The following is a 16,615-nucleotide window of genomic DNA, read 5'->3' on the forward strand; positions in this document are numbered from 1 at the left end:
CAGTGAAAGGGATCTTCAAAGACTGGGTACCCGAATGGTTGATTAAGCTGATTTTATTCAGCGGATTGATGCCAAGCATGGTCTTGTTTTTTCTGCCCGGTGCCAATGTCAATGTCACTGCAGGGTTCTACGGTGCACAGCCGAGTGATGTACAGTTTCTTATTATTCTTTTCTACGCGGGATTTGTCGGATTCTACGTCCTGGAACGTCGCTTTTTTCAGTATTTCCCTGTCAAACAGTACTACATCATTTTCAATCTCTTACAGTTGCTCAATTGTTACCTGATGTATCGTATCAACGAGATCAGTTGGATATATGGCTTACGCTTTTTTCAGGGTATGCTGTTCGCATCGGCTGTCAACCTCTCCATATCCATGATATTTTCCAGACTGAAAACGGAACGTGCGAAGGAGGGAAGTTATGCCATATTTTTTGGTATGCTGCTCTGTAGCTCGCCTTTCAATACCTTTGTTACAGCGGAATTTATTGACTCATTCAACTTTGATGAACTTTACCTGTATGCTGCCTTATCTTTTGTACCTGGGCTATTATTGATTATCGTCACAATGAAACCCATCCGGCATAATCGTCCGTACCCTTTGTTTTCCCTGGACTGGGCCAGCTTTATCCTCTACAGTTTTATTGTTATAAGTTTCGGTTACCTGATGGTCTATGGACAGGAACTTTATTGGTTTTCGGATACCTCCATGCTGACCGTACTGATCGGTGGGATTTTATGCCTGGGCCTGTTTATTCTGCGGCAGAAAGCAATAAAACGTGTTTATATCGAGCTGTCCATCTTTGGAAACCGGAACTTCCTGTTCGGAATCTTGGTCTTGTATATGATGTATATCGAACGGTTTTCGCTGACGATCTCCAATCAGTATTTTCTACAGGTCATCCGCCTGGATCCTATTCACCTGTCCTATATCCAATGGTTTAATATCCTCGGGATTGTATGTGGTGTTATGCTATCCTTCTACTGGTTATTAAAACGGCGCACAGTGAAATGGATCTGGATTGTTGGCTACTGTTGCCTGTTGGCCTTTCATCAATACATGTTTTTTTCATTTGAAAGTGAGGGCAATGAAGATCACTTCTGGTTACCGTTGGTATTGCATGGGCTGGGGGTTGGCCTGATTATGGTGCCGACAATCTTATTTGTGATTGCCAGTGTACGCCCTCATTTGGGCGCTTCAGCGGCTGCAGCTTGTTTGGCCGTTCGTTACCTGGGTTATACCAGTAGTATTGGCCTGCAGAATTTCTTTAAGTTATTTGAACATGCCCAGCACCGGGAGGTTTTTCGGGATCAGCTGCAATCAGGCAATCTGATATTTGAAGACTATATTCAGCGGGAATCTCACCGGGTACTGCAGCATGGATTGCAGTACAAGGAATATGCCGCGGGATTGAAGCTCATCAGCGAACGGGTTAATATACAGTCTTTCGTCCGATATGGCATGGACTACTATGAATTGATGTCGATGATCAGTATCAGCATCTTGCTGCTGATACTGATTTCCCCTTCCTTGAAAAGCATGTACAAGAAGCTTAAAAAGAATCAGATTTCACCAGTATAACGGTGTCACAATTGATCAATATCCCAAATGGCTGCAGCACGTTGTAATTCCACCAATGCGACCGCACAATTGTAGCGTGCTTCATGGTAAGCAAGTTGGGTTTCATTGTAGGAGCGTTGTGCGTTGATTACTTCCAGCAGGGCGGTTTCGCCGCGATTGTAACTGTAGATCTTTCCTTCCAGGATTGCTTTTGCTTCGAGCAGCATCGTATTATTAAATTGCTGTACCTGTTTTTGAGTGGCTTTATATTGCATATAAGCTTGATTCACCTCAGTCTGGATGCGTAATACTGCATCTTGATAGATCAATTCGTCTTGCTCAATTTTGAACTGAGCAGATCTCAGCTCGCCTTTATTAAAATTGGAAAATTTTAGTGGTATGGCTAGGCCGGCATTGATGGCATTAAACTGTGGTGTCGGTGCGGTTTCATTTCTGGCCTCACCATTGTAGGTAAAGCCGATGGAAATACCGAGATCTAACACACGGTTTGCCTTTGCCAGCTGGAGCAGACTATGGGAGAGCTGTTTGTTTTGTAGCGCAGCCTTAAGGTCAGCACGCTCTCGTACTGCGGTTGATAGCAATGTACTTAATGAAAAGTTGCGATTAAAAGAAGCATCAGATCCTTGTGGTAGCCAAAGAATGGGGCTCTTATCCCCCATAAGTAGTGATAACCCCGCTAGGGAGGAATTGGCTGTCGCTTCGGCTGCCGAAAGCGTATTGCGCATATGGGCGGCTTCCAATTTTGACTGGCGGTAGTCAATTTGTGGAATAGCGCCTAGTTGATAACGTATACTGTCTGAGCTGGCGAGCTGAGCGAGTTGTTGATAGGAACTGCGATAGGTTGCTGCCAATTGCTGGTTGTACCTTGCTGATAAAAAAGCAAGGGTGGCATCGGCACGTAGATTTCGGAAATAGTCTCCGAATAGGAGACGGGTGGTTTCGGCCTCATCCTTTGCAACCTGGCGACGTGTCTGCCGTTTTGCCCCCAATTCTACCGTCCAGCTCAATCCGGCGGTATAACCCCGCCCGAGTTGTTTGCTTCTTTCGCTATTGTCAAAGAGCCCTACGGTGAATTCGGGATCGGGGAAGATACCGGCACTGATGATATTAGCCTCGGCGATTGAAAGGTTGAACTTTTCAGCTGCGTAACCGAGGTTGTTCTTTCCAACCTGGGCGATAAAGTTGCTGTAATCCAGTTTTTTTTGTGCAAAAGTCGAATCTATCGTTTGTGCCGCCACATTTCCAAGTGGAAGTAAAAGGAAAAGAAGAAGTTTGATCTGTGTTTTCATCGGAATTTTATTTTAGTCCTTCTGATTAAAGCAGCTGTACTACTTTAATCAGAGTGTGGTTTTGATTTTGGGAATTTGTCTCCGCTTGTATGTGATCGGTTGATAGTTTTGGCCCAAGCTGTATTGACGTCCTCGCTCCATCAAATAGTATCTTATTAATAAAGTTTCTCTTATTATTTCTGATCGTTCGTCGAAAGTGGTTTGCTATTGTCTTGCTGTCTCCGCGCCATCAGATAATACAAGGGTGGAAGCATAAACAGTGTCAGCAGGGTAGAAAAGAGTAAACCATAGACGATCACGGTGGCCAGAGGCCGTTGAACATCTGATCCGATACCTGTCGCCAATGACGCTGGAAGCAGACCAAGTATAGCCACCGTCGCGGTCATCAGTACAGGGCGGAATCGACTGAAAGCGCCTTCAATGACAGCTTTTTCTAAGACCATTCCATTTTTTCGTAGCACATTGAACTGGGAAAGCATCAATACACCATTTTGTATGGCAACACCAAAAAGAGCGATAAAACCCACTGCCGAAGATACATTTAGGGTCATACCCCGTATATTGAGCGCAAGCATTCCACCAAAGAGCGCCAGCGGTACAATACCGATAAGTAATCCGGCCTGTCCAAAAGAACCGAAGGTGCTATACAGCAGGATAAATATGATCGCCAGTGTCAGGGGGACGATGACCGCTAGTCGGCTGTAGGCGCGATGCTGATTTTCAAATTGACCACCCCATTGCAGTCTGATTTTCTGTGGATCGTATTTCAGCTTCTGGTCGATTGCCTGCTGGGCTTTGGTCAGGAAAGTACCTAAATCTTGCCCCCGTACATTCAATCTGACGGTCAGCTGGCGGTTATTGCGTTCGCGTGAAATGGTACTTTCTCCGGTATTGAGTTTGACCGTGGCGACTTGCGACAAGGGGATGCGTGTGCCATTATCGGGATACAACATCAGATTGCCGATCTTTTCCGGCGAATTTCGCTCGTTCTCAGCATACTGACAGGTGATATCATATACTTTAATCCCCTGATAGACCTGAGATACAGCTTTGCCACCAACTGCAATTTGAATCAGGTCGGTGACATCCGAAATATTCAATCCATATTGTGTAATTTTGTCGCGGTCCACGATGATCTGCAACTGTGGGAGAGGCGGTTCTTGGTCAATGGCCAGGTCAACAGCGCCTTCCACTCCTTTAAGTGTGGTCATGAGGTCTTCGGCAACACGCCGGGTTTCTTTCAGATCATCCCCAAAAAGTTTGACCACGAGTTCGCTATGTGCTCCCGCGATTTTGTCCATGACACCATCGATCATCGGTTGTGAGAAAGCTACATTATAGCCGGGCATTTGGGCATATTCTGCAGCTAGCTCATTGATAAGATCTGCTTTGGCTTTTCCCCATTTCCATGTTTTGTATGGCTTCAAACCCACACTGACTTCGAAGTGTGAAGGGGTCCAGGCATCGGTACCATCATCATTGCGTCCAGCTTGTACCATGACATAGGAGATCTCCTCGTATTTCAGGGTACGCGCACGCAGGCTGTCGCTCATTTCTTTGGATTTCTCTACCGTGATGCCTGGAGGGAGGGAGACCTGTAACCAGATCGAACCTTCGTCAAGTGTAGGCAAAAAATCTTTACCCACGGATGCTGTCAGCAGTCCTGTCGCTAAAAGAACAAGGCCGAGGGAAACAAACACTCGTCTTGGACGCAGCATTATTTTTTTGATCCGCTGATGGTAAAGTGCCGTTAATTTTCCCAGCCATCGATTGTGATAAACTTTTTGTGGCTTGCGGTAGATGAGGTATGCCAGTCCGGGAATCAGTAGCAAGGATACTGCTAGAGCCCCCAATAGCGCATACCCTATGGTATAGGCCATCGGTGTAAATAATTTCTTTTCTACCCGTTCGAAAGCGAAAAGAGGAAGATAGGCTGTGATAATAATGATGGTGGTAAAGAAAATTGGTTTGGCCACTTCAGCAATTTTAGTTGTTAAGGTCCGCTCGACCAATGGAGCGTCGGGTTTTTCTTCCCTTTTTTTCAGAATGGTTTCGAGCATAACAATGGCACCATCCACGATAATTCCGAAATCTATCGCCCCCAGGGATAATAAATTGGCAGGTATATCTGTAAAATGCATCAATATAAAGGCGATCAACAACGAGAGTGGAATGGTGATGGCAACCAATAGCGCACCACGCCAACTCCCCAGGAAAAGGATCAGTACAAGAATGACGAGCGCCATACCTTCGAGGAGTGTTTTGGATACAGTATGTAGGGTGTTGTCGACCAGGCTCGTGCGATCGAGGACCACGTGTATTTTGACATCTTTCGGAAGGATTTTACTGTTAAGTTCCTCGACCGCCGCATTTACACCGGCCAATACCTTGGAGGGATTCTCATGCTTTAATAGCAATACGATGCCTTCAATATTATCTGAATAGTCTACTCCACGTTTGTCGCTGTAGCCCAAGGCGCCTTTACGGGCGAGGTTGCCAAGCTTTACCTGTCCAAGATCCCGCATGTAGATACGGTTTCCATTGACCGATTTGACAACAATATTGCCGAGGTCGTCCAGCGATTTGACAAGGCCGATGCCTCGGATCACATAGGATTGGTCGCCACGGTTCATCATGCTTCCACCGGCATTGGCATTGTTGGCTTCGATCTTTGCGGTTACTTCGCCTAGAGAAACTTCATATTGATCGAGTTTTTTAGGATCCAGCTCGACCTGAAACTGTGTCGTGATGCCCCCAAAATTGGTTACATCGGCTACTCCCGCCACCTGTTTGATCTTAGGGATAATGACAAAGTTTTGGAGTTCGGTCAATTTCCGTAGATCCTGGGTATTGCTTTCGAGAATATAACGAAAGATCTCCCCTGTTGGCGAGGTAAGTGGATCTAATCCGGGTACTGCCCTGTAAGGGAGACTGAGATCTGCCAGGCGTTCCTGTATGCGGGCCCTGGCCCAGTAGTCGTCAACACCGTCTTTAAACACGATGGTGACCATGGATAGTCCAAAGGTGGTTTTGCTACGCATGACTTCCATTCCGGGTAATCCGTTGATGGTCTGTTCAATGGGAATTGTTATCTGTTGCTCCATTTCCTCGGCAGCCAGGCCCGGCACCTGAGTGACGATTTGTGAGGACACGTCTGCAATATCGGGATAGGCCTCAACTGAAAGCTGTTTCCAAGCGTAATACCCGAAAAATGCAATAAGGAGAAAAGCAGCTGCAATAACCCATCTCTTGGCGATGATCTGGCTAACAAGTTGTTTCATTGTAATACGATTTTGGATAAAGATTTAGTTGCTTGCTAGTAGATAAAATGCGCCCTCACCGATGATCTGTTCACCATTGGACAGACCCTGTATAATCTGAATCTGCTCATTTTCGGTGACACCGGTCTGTACATATCGTCTGATAAATGTGTGGGGAGCTAGCTGTACCCAGACAAAGCTTTTATCATTAAATTGGAGTACAGCTTTCGCGGGAATAAATATACTGGCAGCAGCTAGCTGTTCAAATCGCGTATTGACATACATACCGGGTTTGAGCAGTCGATCTTTATTGTCGCATTCAACCAGCACTTCGATATTGCGATTTGCTTCGTCGACAAACTGACTGATATGGACAATCTTTCCTTGCAGTCTTTTTGACGGCTGGCTGTCAATGCGCACTTCGACACTGCGGATCTGATCTATGGCAGCGAGGTCTTTTTCCTTGATATAGGCCGAAACCCATACTTTCGACAGTTCGGCAATCCGAAGTAAAGCTGGAGCGTCTTCTTTATTGTATTGGCCGAGGACAATGCTATTGCTGAGGATTTCACCATGGATGGGTGAACGGACGAGCATGGGCTGACCAAGTACGACCTGCGCCGGGTTGTTGTCATATATTCTTAAAGCCGCCGCCGCATTATTGAGCGTCGCGTTGCTAATGGCAAAATTGGTCTCCGCTTCTTCAAGTTCTTTCTGTGTACCGACACCGTGACTGAGCAGATCCTTTTGACGTTTTAAAATATTTGCTGCGAGGGCATAGGTTTGTTTGGACTCAAAGTATGTTCGTTGTGCTTCGAAATAATCCGAAGAACTGATTGAAAATAAGGCTGTATTGACCGTTACTTTCTGCCCAAGCCTCACATAGGATCTGACAACCCGCCCCGCAAAGGGCATGGGGATTTCAACATAACTATTGGGGATGATTTTGACCATCGCGGCGGTGCTGAATGTCAACTGATGCGGTTGCTGAACGACGGCGGTACACTTGATCTTGGACAGCAGTGGCGCATGTGCGTTGATCGTCAGGGTGTCACCTGCGAAATGCAGGGCCGAGGATTCGTCCGAAGGTACAGCGGAACGTTGAGTGCATGCTTGCATGATCGTGAGGACAGCGATCCAGCCCATGAATCTAAAGGGATGGATAGGAATTTTGATAGCGCGGTTAACCATTGTTTTTTTCTAAAGGCCATCTTCTACCCATTCAAGAACTGTTCAGCGAATGGGCGGTTGATGACCGGCGTTTCTGTTTCAAAAAAATTATGGTGCAAAGCTATCCATGCCTCTGCTGGAAGGCAGTTAGAGAGGCTTTAGAAAAATATTAGAATTTTATTAGAGTGCTGATGGATGGGGTAGATTGATCTGGAATACACTACCGATGCCTTTCGTTGAGCGGACAAGAATTTCGCCTTGATGCAGTAGAATAATCTTTTTGGACAGTGAGAGACCGATGCCATTCCCTTCACTGTAGGCTTTGTTGTTGCCGCGATAGAAAGGGGTGAATATGCGTTCAAGATCCTGAGGCTCGATGCCTATGCCGTCATCTTTAAATTCCAGTTGTATGGACGTTCCACTGGATTTAATCGTTATGGAACATTTTTGGTTATCGGAAAACTTACATGCGTTTTCGATTAAATTCACAAAAGCGACCTGGAGCAGGTATTCATTGCCGACAATCGAAATCATCTGCTCGTCTTCCAGAGCGGGATCAATGAAAATGTCGAGTTTATAATCAGGATTGGCCTGCAAGACCTGCTGGCAGGCGTCAAGCAGGAGTTCATCGATACGTAGTGCTTTGAAGGAAATCTCCGAACTATCGTAACTCGCCTTGGCAAAATCCAGTAGACTATTAAACAGTTTTTTAAGTTTCTGGGCGTCGTTTAGTGTGTTGTCAATGATATCCTTATATTCAGCGGTGCTTCGGTCTTTATTCGCGGAAATTTCGAGTTCGGTAATCATCGCTGCCAAAGGCGTGCGCAGTTCGTGGGAAATATTGGAGACAAAGTGCTTTTGGCCGTCAAAGGAGCTCTCAAGACGGTTCAGCATATCGTTAAAGGTGTTTGCCAGTTCGGATAGCTCATCTTTATTGCCCGTGCTCTGAAGTCTTGCATCCAGGCTATTGGCCGATATGTTTTTGACTTTTTGTGTCATGACCTGAATCGGACGGAATACTTTTTTTGAGAAAAATATTCCGGCGGCATAGCTTAAAAAGACCGCAAAAATAAAAACAATAATGATGGTCGATAACAGATTTTGAAGTTTATTGTAACCATACTGATCATAAGCGGCGGCGGTGATGATGAAATTCGCGTTGTTGTATGCATAGGTAATGCCGATCACCTGCCATTTGTCCTGATAAAAGCCAATTTCCTTTTTTTTGACAATATCCCGCAACATAGCCGGCGTCTCCTTGACAAAATCAATGTCTACGGCATCATGGTATAATAGCTTAAAACGGGTGTCATAGATGGCTACTTCAACCTCGTTGAGAATTTTTCGGTTGTTGTGGTAGATATCTTCCAGTGTTTTTTTGTCTACCTGTGCATTTAAAAATAGATTTGCTTTGGTGTAGGCTTCTTTTTTGAGGAGGGCATAAAATTCATTCTCCCGGTTCTCTACGGCCGAATAATAAACCGTGCAGGCAAATATCATCAGGATGGTCGCTGTGACGACTGTAAACAGTATGGTTATTCGCGTTCTGATCTGCATTAGTCCTGTTTTAAAATAAAGCCCATCCCAGATTTGGTATGGATATATTTTTTATCAAAATCCTTGTCTACTTTTTTTCGGAGGTAATTGATATAGACATCAATAAAATTAGTACCGGTATCGAAATGGGTTTCCCAGACTTTTTCGGCAATCTCCATTCTAGACAATACACGTTCGGGGTGCAGCAGCAGATAGTGGAGCAGTTTGAATTCTTTGGGTGTCAGACTGATATCAATATTGTTGCGTCTGACATTTTTGGTATGCAGATTCATTTCCAGATCTGCATAGCGCAGGATGGTTCCTGTAGTGCTGTCCTGTTTCTGATAGCGTTTGAGCAGCACCCGTATCCGTGCCAATAGCTCCCGCATTTCGAAAGGTTTGACCAGATAATCGTCCGCCCCAGCATCAAAACCTTCGATTTTGTCATCTGTGGTACCGAGTGCGGTAAGCATGATGATGGGCAGGTCGGGTTTGATATGGCGGATTTCCTTACAGAGATCAAGCCCGTCCATCTTGGGTAATACAATATCGGTAATGATCAGGTCGAAATCGTGTTGCAGGGCCATTTTCTTTCCTGAAATACCATCATAGGCAATGTCGGTCTGAAATTCGTTTTCATCCAGTCCGCGTTTTATTAGTCCCGCGACACGGACATCATCTTCGACTAAAAGAATCTTCATACAACAGTGAAAGATTATTCGTTAATACTTCATCCTCAATATTGACTTCGACCAAAGCGTATGGACGGTGCAGGACAAAGTTATCAAATTTACCTTGGTTTCGCTATTTAACGGCAGCTCTTTTCAATAAGTTCATATTCTTGCCATACGACAAGAGTATCGTGCTCTAAATCAGTTAGCTTTGATGTGTAACCAGGTGCCCGGCACCTATAGATCAATGAACAATGGATAAACCAAAATCAGCAAAACTAGAAATCGTTATTCCTGCGTACCGGATGCACAGTCAGAGTTTTATCAATGTGTTGGATGGGATTTCAGAGGAACATGCACGTCAGCGCATCAATGGGCAGAGCAATCATATTGTTTGGATGGCAGGTAATTTTGTTAATGTACGTTATGGAATTGCATACGTCTTGGGGCTTCAGGAAGAAGATCCCTATCACGACTTATTTTTTATGGGTAAAACCTTGGATGAACAGTTTAAATATCCGACCTTAAAAGAGTTGAAAGATAGTTTTTATGCCATTTCCCCAAAAGTTTATCAGCGGCTGCTGGAAGTAGACGATGCAGAACTGGCGGAGATTTTCAAAATCGATATGAATATTCCTTTTGTCGAAGAGAACAAACTCAACTTTGTGGGGATGTGCATCGGAAGGCAGGATTATCTCTGCGGTCAGATGGCATTGATGCGGCGTATACTCAATTATCCGAGTATGAAATATGAAATGGACGAGCAGATGACCTATTAATGGTCAAACAGCATAAGCTCGCGCCCTATAGGCAATGTACTGGCTTATGCTGTTCAAATGTCCTTAACCCAAATGGCCCAGGATCTCATCGACTTTTTGGAGGGCAATAAAGCGTTCGTGTTCTAAATTAACCTCATGCTGTTCATGCGTCCAGGTCACATGATAGGGAATGTGAACACCAAACCCACCGAGCTCGAGCACCGGAAGGATATCGGATTTGAGGGAATTGCCCAGCATCATAAAGTGATCAGGTGTGCAATCCAGATGCTTGAGTAACTTACGATAGTCTTTTTCTTTTTTGTCGCTCATGATTTCGATATGGTGAAAATAGTCTTCCAGTCCCGAATTTTTTAATTTCCGTTCCTGATCCAAGAGATCACCCTTGGTTGCAACGACCAGTCTGTAATTGCCCTTTAGCTGGGTCAGCGTTTCGGTCACACCGGGAAGCAATTCAACGGGCTTCTGCAAGAGCTCGTGTCCGATCGCTATAATTTGATTAATGATCTCAATGGGGACCGTGTTTTCCGAGATGCGATTGGCGGTTTCGATCATACACAACATAAAGCCTTTGATCCCATAACCATATAGGTGCAGATTCTTCATCTCGGTAGCGAAGAGCTCCTGCGAGACGGTATGTTGTGGAAGGTAGTTTTCTAAAAGCAGGCAAAATTGTTTTTCTGCTTCCTGAAAATAGGATTCATTGGCCCAGAGGGTATCGTCGGCATCAAAAGCGATGGTTGTTATCTTATTTTTCATTTGTATCATTCGTTGTTTATGAATTATTCTCAATGGTCTTCATAAGCTCGTTTACTCATTAAGTTGGTATTTTAAGGTATTCGTGAGCTCGCTGCGCTCGGTTCACGCTGCCTTCGGCGGCACAGTATTCAAGAGTTCATCTAACCCACTCACATCGAAGAGTCGTCTTGAATAAATCATGCTGTTTTTAAATCTACTTTTGTAATTTTATGAAGCTAATTTCTCAAAAGGAAATCATTATTAAAAGGACATTTGTCCCGGATCGTTATGTTAAGAACAAATCAATCATTTTTGGATCGTACGATAACACTTTACGCTCAGCAGCAGCGTCAGGAGGATATCGTGGTCAGAAAGTATACCAAGGGGCAAAACTTATATGATCAGGGAACAGCATCCACCAAGGTTATGGTTATCAGTGAAGGGATAGTCAAGTGTTATTTTACCGAGGCCAATGACAAGGAGTATATCGTTGAATTCCTTTCGGTCGGGGAAATCGTTGGGGAGATCGAAAGCATTCGTCATATTCCCAGTCTGTGTAGTATACAGGCCATGACCGATGTGACGGTCTATGCATTTTCCAAAACGTATTTTAGGGAGTTATTGGAAAGAGATATCACATGGAGCAATATGTTGCTGGATGTGATGGCACAACGTATTGTGCATACCTCGAGCCGGGCATCTTACCAGCAGTTATACAGTCTGGAACATAGTTTACATCGTTTATTGGAAATCCAATCCCAACAGGATATGGCAATCAAGAAGGAGGATATGGCTGCTTATCTCGGTATTTCGGTCCGAAGCCTCAATCGGGAGCTTAAGAAATTCCTGAAATAATTACCCATCCCATTTTTTAGGGCATTCGTCACATTTTTTCTATTTATCTTTTCATTTCTATTAGCATTGTATCATCAAAACCAATCGTAGATGAAATATTCCTGTTGGAGAAGCACAAACAATGTGAAGGAAAACTGGATATTCCATTTGACCATTTAACAACAAAATGCGAAGCATTCAAGAATACCATTGAATGCAAACACAAATGAATAATTGACTACATGATGAGACTAAGAAAATTTCGAAAAGTAGAATTCTGGTTAGCAACGCTGCTTTTTATACTATTCAGCTATAACCTTGTATCAGACACCAATCAAAGGAATGATGGTGGTATCCATGAACAATTCATTGCCGTAGGCATAAGTTATTCCTATTTCTTTAACTTTCTTGTGCCTAAGTTCCTTTATATTTTAGCGGTCTATCTAAGTTTTTTGGCGCTAAATTTTATACTGATCCCGGCAATTATTGAGAAGAAAAGCGAAGCATTAAAATACGCCCTGATCGTTCTGCTGATAGCTGTCGTTAGCCTTGTACTGGGTATTGCTAAGACGTACAGTCATACCTATGAGTTGTTGGCTTATAAGACAATTCAACAGGGATATAATCGTCTATTTTTTGATGCATTTAATAAGACGGCATTAATGGTCATCCTTATTTCGGTTTATACCTGTGGCAAGTATTTTATGGCCTATCTGCTCAAAAATATGGACGGAAATACCGCTGTGCAAAGACAGATGAAGATGGATCTGGCTTTCGGGATAGGATTTTGGTTTGTGGGATTATTTTTATGGATTACATCCAGATCAAATTTTCAGTTTGCGATCCTCTGGACCATGGTGGTGCTTTCTGCGGTCGGTATTGTGATTTATTCGCTTTATTACCTATTGCCTGAACTGTACAGGCAAAAAATGAAATTTGGCCGCTATTTTTGGAACATCTTTGTCATTAGTTTGGTCCTCATGTTACCCTTATGTATTTTGGCGCTGTTCTTCTTCAATCGGACTTCCGAAGTAATTTTTATTGTTGCGTTGTTTCATCTACCTACACAGTTATTGGTCAGTATTCCGCTTTCATGGTTTTTGTATAGAAAACGTGTTTTACAAAATTATGAGTTGACCTCACTACGAACCGAACTGGGTAAATCAGATGCTAATCTCAACTTCTTAAAGTCACAGATCAATCCACATTTTCTGTTTAATGCATTAAATACATTGTATGGTACCGCTTTGCAGGAAAAAGCCGAAAGAACCGGTGAGGGGATCCAGCGGCTGGGGGACATGATGCGGTTTATGCTTCATGAGAACACACAGGATAAGATTTCGCTGATCCGAGAGGTCGAATACCTGAATAATTATATCGCATTGCAAACTCTTCGGACCTCACAGTCTGCCGATATCAAGATCGAAACGTTGATTGAAGAGCAGTTTGAAAATTACCAAATTTCCCCGATGTTGCTTATTCCTTTTGTTGAGAATGCGTTCAAACATGGTATTAGTTTACAGAAGCCCTCATATATCAAAATTTCCTTACAGGTCAGGGGAAATGTGCTATTCTTTGATGTCAGTAACAGCATCAATCTCAAAAATGACAATGACCCTGAAAAGTTAAAAAGCGGTGTGGGGCTTGACAATGTACGGAAACGCCTATTGTTGTTGTATAGGGACAGACATGAGCTGATCATTCGTGAAAATGTACAGGAATTTTTTGTCCACTTGACCTTACATATTGACTAGGTAAAAGGAGTGAACAGATGGCCCCTTTTTGGAAGGAGCTGTTACGAAATGCCAAGGATAAAGCGGAATATTACCCACAATATTTTATATTTGATAAAACAGAAAATTGGTCGTTGAAAAAGCGCTTCGACCAAGCCATGGACAGCAGCTTTGCGAGCAGCTTGACAAGATTTTAAACCAATAATTTGTATGATAGCCATAGCGATAGATGATGAGCCACTGGCATTGGAGGTCATTAGCCATCACACGTCAAAAGTTCCCTTTATTGAATTGAGAGAAACATTCACAGATGCTTTTATGGCGATCAGTTATTTACAGCGGCAGCCTGTTGATCTAATTTTCCTGGACATTAAGATGCCTGATATTTCAGGTATCGAATTTCTGAAAAGCCTGAATACGGTTCCCATGATTATTTTTACAACCGCTTATTCCGAACATGCTTTGCAGAGCTTTGAACTTGATGCAATTGATTATCTCTTAAAGCCTTTTTCTATGGCTCGATTTTTAAAGGCTTGCAACAAAGCACATGAACTGTACCATCTGAGATCTACAAAGGCTGCGATGAACAATGGCTATTTTTTTGTAAAAGATGGCTATGAACATGTAAAGGTCGAATTTGAAGATATACACTATATCGAAGCTTCTGGCAACTATACACAGATACACCTATCGAATAAACTGATTAGCTCAAGGATCACCATCAGTGAGCTCAGCGAATTGCTGCCAAAGTCTGATTTTGTGCGTTGCCATAGAGCGTTTATTGTTGCAAAAGGAAAGATGACAAAGTTTGACCGGGCCCAGATCTGGATAGCTGACAGAATAATACCTATTGGTACCACCTATACAGATCTTAAATTGTATTAATACACAAAAATAAAAGCAATGCAGCACTATAGCATCATGTACCTAAAACTCGTTTTACTTTTTATGTGTGTAACTAGCTATGCGATGGGACAAAATATGGAGAAATCTTTATTGGATAAAACGCTTTCCAGCTATTACCCGAATGGAAATGAGCCTGGGATAGCAGTTGCGATTAGTCAGCATGGAAAGATCCGTTACCAATATGCCGTTGGAATAGCGGATCTAAAAACGAAACAAAAGATCACCGAAAAAAGCCATTTTCGGATGGCCTCCGTCAGTAAGCAGGTGACAGCGCAAGCTATTTGCAGTTTATTTGCTCAGGGAAAGCTAAAACCAACAGATCAATTGGGGCTTTTCTTTGACGATTTGCCCTTAGCCTTGCGGCGTATTACCGTTGCTCAATTACTTCAACACCGTTCGGGCATCATGGATTATGAGGCATTGATACCAAGTGATCGAACGGCGCAGGTTTCGGATAGGGATGTGCTGGATTATATCCGGCAGACAGATACGCTCTATTTTCCTGCAGGGAGCCGATTCAGATACAGCAATACGGGCTATTGCCTGTTGGCTTTGATTGTGGAACAGGTGACCGAAGAATCTTTTGCGGCATTTGTAAAAAAGCATTTGTTTCTGCCGAATGGTATCAGCAATGGAATTGTCTACACAATGGATTCAGCTATTCCCAATCGGGCCTTCGGTTATCATCCTAAGGGGGATACCTTTGTGTTTGCTGATCAGAGTGTGACCAGTGCGACTCAAGGCGATGGCGGAGTTTATCTATCGGCTTTGGAGTACCATCAATGGGCTAATTTTTTGCTTCATAAGCGTTTTTCCGAAGCTCTTATACAGGATTTTCTGGGAGCGGAGAACTTTCCGGTAAAAGATGGTGTATTCTACAATTTAGGCTGGTTTATCTATCCTTTGGAGGGAAATAGGCTGTTCTTCCATTCGGGAGAATCAACTGGTTTCCATAATATTGTGTATTTAGATCAGCAGAAAGACCTTATTATCACATTATTTAGCAATCGTGATGATCTCCAGATCGCAGATGCATTTGATGCACTGCTTGATGTACTTAAATTGCCTAAGCCCATGGATCCAAATGCCCAAAACAAATCTGTTTTTGGCTGGCTCAATGCGGTATATGCGAATTAACCTACCTTCTTGCTGAAAAAATAAAATCGCCTATCCTTTTTTGAAAGGTATAGGCGATTTGCTAATCAGGATGTTAAAGTGCCTGTTATTTCAAAAAGTCAGGAGCTTGATAAGCTGGATTAGGATAGGTATAAAAGCCTTCTCCGGTCGCAACTCCCAATTTATTTTTATCAATAAAATGTTCCTTGAGGTAAGCTACAGTCTTTATTTTTATAGGGTCTTCTGTCGCCTCGGCGGACATCTTGTTGATGTTATATGCAGTGGTGATGCCAACGATATCCAAGATGCCAAATGGTCCCGTTGGTGCTCCTGTGGCCACCATCCAAGTTTTATCGATTGTCTCCACGTCCGCAACTTCATTGACCAATAGGTCTGTTGCTGCCGAGAGTAAAGGAACCAAGAGGGAGTTGACGATATAACCCGCTTGTTCTTTATGTAGTGGAAGGGCGACCATACCGATCGACTTGGCAAATTCAACTACAGCGCCGAATACCTGAGGATCCGTACCGGGATGTCCCATAATCTCTGCTGTATTATGTTTCCAGATTTCGTTTGCAAAATGCAGGGCAAGAAATTTCTGTGGTCTGCCAGTGTCCTGCGCAAACTGACTGGGCAGCAAAGTCGAAGAGTTTGTGGCAAAAATGGTCTTTTCGGGTGCGACCTTCGCGAGCTCCTCGTAGAAAGCAATTTTAATGGCCGGATTTTCGGGGACAGCCTCAATCAATAAGTCGCTGTCTTGTACCGCCTGTGCTAAATCCGATGTATACAGTAAACGTTTGAAAGTCGCTTCCAGCTGTTCATCCGTCGCATGGAGATCTTTTTGGAAAGCTTTAGCCAAGATTTCAAATTTGGATTTAGCTTTTTCGAGCACTTCCTCATTGATATCGTAAACGGTCACCTGATAACCATGGAAGGCGGTCTGAAAAGCAATTTGATAACCTAGAACCCCGCTTCCCGCAATCGTTACATTTGTAAATTTCATGTT

13 protein-coding genes are annotated in these 16,615 nt (G+C 43.5%); 6 read left to right on the top strand and 7 right to left on the bottom strand.

Features of this window, described 5'->3' with window-relative positions; genetic code table 11:
- The first annotated feature begins 2 nt into the window (after positions 1–2).
- Positions 3–1,580, top strand: a complete 1,578-nt coding sequence (locus tag D7322_RS14595) for an MFS transporter (protein ID WP_121125021.1) — start codon at positions 3–5, stop codon at positions 1,578–1,580.
- Between the two features lie 5 nt (positions 1,581–1,585).
- Here D7322_RS14595 and D7322_RS14600 read toward each other — a convergent pair whose 3' ends face one another.
- The 5 genes from D7322_RS14600 to D7322_RS14620 all read right to left on the bottom strand — a co-directional run bounded on the left by D7322_RS14600 (position 1,586) and on the right by D7322_RS14620 (position 9,536).
- Entirely contained in the window at positions 1,586–2,869 is a 1,284-nt protein-coding gene (locus D7322_RS14600) for a TolC family protein (RefSeq protein WP_121125022.1), read from the bottom strand.
- A 173-nt stretch (positions 2,870–3,042) separates the two neighbouring features.
- Positions 3,043–6,150, bottom strand: a complete 3,108-nt coding sequence (locus D7322_RS14605; protein ID WP_121125023.1) for an efflux RND transporter permease subunit — start codon at positions 6,148–6,150, stop codon at positions 3,043–3,045.
- Positions 6,151–6,174: 24 nt separating this feature from the next.
- Positions 6,175–7,320, bottom strand: coding sequence for an efflux RND transporter periplasmic adaptor subunit (locus D7322_RS14610; protein ID WP_121125024.1), 1,146 nt, complete (start codon positions 7,318–7,320; stop codon positions 6,175–6,177).
- A gap of 159 nt (positions 7,321–7,479) precedes the next feature.
- Complete coding sequence (locus tag D7322_RS14615; protein ID WP_121125025.1) at positions 7,480–8,856, bottom strand: HAMP domain-containing sensor histidine kinase; 1,377 nt, start codon at positions 8,854–8,856, stop codon at positions 7,480–7,482.
- Positions 8,856–9,536, bottom strand: a complete 681-nt coding sequence (locus D7322_RS14620) for a response regulator transcription factor (protein ID WP_121125026.1) — start codon at positions 9,534–9,536, stop codon at positions 8,856–8,858. Before D7322_RS14620 ends, D7322_RS14615 begins: the two co-directional genes overlap by 1 nt.
- 224 nt (positions 9,537–9,760) lie before the next feature.
- Here D7322_RS14620 and D7322_RS14625 point away from each other — a divergent pair, with 224 nt between their 5' ends.
- Positions 9,761–10,285, top strand: coding sequence for a DinB family protein (locus tag D7322_RS14625; protein WP_121125027.1), 525 nt, complete (start codon positions 9,761–9,763; stop codon positions 10,283–10,285).
- A gap of 63 nt (positions 10,286–10,348) precedes the next feature.
- Here D7322_RS14625 and D7322_RS14630 read toward each other — a convergent pair whose 3' ends face one another.
- A complete protein-coding gene (locus D7322_RS14630) occupies positions 10,349–11,041 on the bottom strand; it encodes an HAD family hydrolase (RefSeq protein ID WP_121125028.1) in 693 nt (230 codons plus the stop codon).
- 267 nt (positions 11,042–11,308) lie between these two features.
- Here D7322_RS14630 and D7322_RS14635 point away from each other — a divergent pair, with 267 nt between their 5' ends.
- The 4 genes from D7322_RS14635 to D7322_RS14650 all read left to right on the top strand — a co-directional run bounded on the left by D7322_RS14635 (position 11,309) and on the right by D7322_RS14650 (position 15,630).
- Positions 11,309–11,875, top strand: coding sequence for a Crp/Fnr family transcriptional regulator (locus D7322_RS14635; RefSeq protein WP_121125029.1), 567 nt, complete (start codon positions 11,309–11,311; stop codon positions 11,873–11,875).
- A 221-nt stretch (positions 11,876–12,096) separates the two neighbouring features.
- Positions 12,097–13,608, top strand: a complete 1,512-nt coding sequence (locus D7322_RS14640; RefSeq protein WP_121125030.1) for a sensor histidine kinase — start codon at positions 12,097–12,099, stop codon at positions 13,606–13,608.
- 189 nt (positions 13,609–13,797) lie between these two features.
- Complete coding sequence (locus D7322_RS14645; protein ID WP_121125031.1) at positions 13,798–14,472, top strand: LytR/AlgR family response regulator transcription factor; 675 nt, start codon at positions 13,798–13,800, stop codon at positions 14,470–14,472.
- Between the two features lie 18 nt (positions 14,473–14,490).
- Entirely contained in the window at positions 14,491–15,630 is a 1,140-nt protein-coding gene (locus tag D7322_RS14650; protein WP_121125032.1) for a serine hydrolase domain-containing protein, read from the top strand.
- An 85-nt stretch (positions 15,631–15,715) separates the two neighbouring features.
- On the opposite strand, the gene D7322_RS14655 is transcribed toward D7322_RS14650, so the two are convergent.
- The gene (locus D7322_RS14655; RefSeq protein ID WP_121125033.1) at positions 15,716–16,612 is read right to left on the bottom strand and encodes a 3-hydroxyacyl-CoA dehydrogenase; all 897 of its coding nucleotides are present in this window, start codon (positions 16,610–16,612) and stop codon (positions 15,716–15,718) included.
- Between the last annotated feature and the right edge of the window lie 3 nt (positions 16,613–16,615).

Origin of the sequence: Sphingobacterium puteale, assembly GCF_003627955.1 — a bacterium.
In the GTDB taxonomy this organism is placed as follows: Bacteria; Bacteroidota; Bacteroidia; order Sphingobacteriales; family Sphingobacteriaceae; genus Sphingobacterium; species Sphingobacterium puteale.

Excerpts from the sequence above, each read along its gene's own strand:
- D7322_RS14600 (WP_121125022.1), bottom strand. The coding sequence starts at position 2,869 with ATGAAAACACAGATCAAACTTCTTCTTTTCCTTTTACTTCCACTTGGA.
- D7322_RS14605 (WP_121125023.1), bottom strand. The coding sequence starts at position 6,150 with ATGAAACAACTTGTTAGCCAGATCATCGCCAAGAGATGGGTTATTGCA.
- D7322_RS14610 (WP_121125024.1), bottom strand. The coding sequence starts at position 7,320 with ATGGTTAACCGCGCTATCAAAATTCCTATCCATCCCTTTAGATTCATG.
- D7322_RS14615 (WP_121125025.1), bottom strand. The coding sequence starts at position 8,856 with ATGCAGATCAGAACGCGAATAACCATACTGTTTACAGTCGTCACAGCG.
- D7322_RS14620 (WP_121125026.1), bottom strand. The coding sequence starts at position 9,536 with ATGAAGATTCTTTTAGTCGAAGATGATGTCCGTGTCGCGGGACTAATA.
- D7322_RS14625 (WP_121125027.1), top strand. The coding sequence starts at position 9,761 with ATGGATAAACCAAAATCAGCAAAACTAGAAATCGTTATTCCTGCGTAC.
- D7322_RS14630 (WP_121125028.1), bottom strand. The coding sequence starts at position 11,041 with ATGAAAAATAAGATAACAACCATCGCTTTTGATGCCGACGATACCCTC.
- D7322_RS14635 (WP_121125029.1), top strand. The coding sequence starts at position 11,309 with ATGTTAAGAACAAATCAATCATTTTTGGATCGTACGATAACACTTTAC.
- D7322_RS14640 (WP_121125030.1), top strand. The coding sequence starts at position 12,097 with ATGATGAGACTAAGAAAATTTCGAAAAGTAGAATTCTGGTTAGCAACG.
- D7322_RS14645 (WP_121125031.1), top strand. The coding sequence starts at position 13,798 with ATGATAGCCATAGCGATAGATGATGAGCCACTGGCATTGGAGGTCATT.
- D7322_RS14650 (WP_121125032.1), top strand. The coding sequence starts at position 14,491 with ATGCAGCACTATAGCATCATGTACCTAAAACTCGTTTTACTTTTTATG.
- D7322_RS14655 (WP_121125033.1), bottom strand. The coding sequence starts at position 16,612 with ATGAAATTTACAAATGTAACGATTGCGGGAAGCGGGGTTCTAGGTTAT.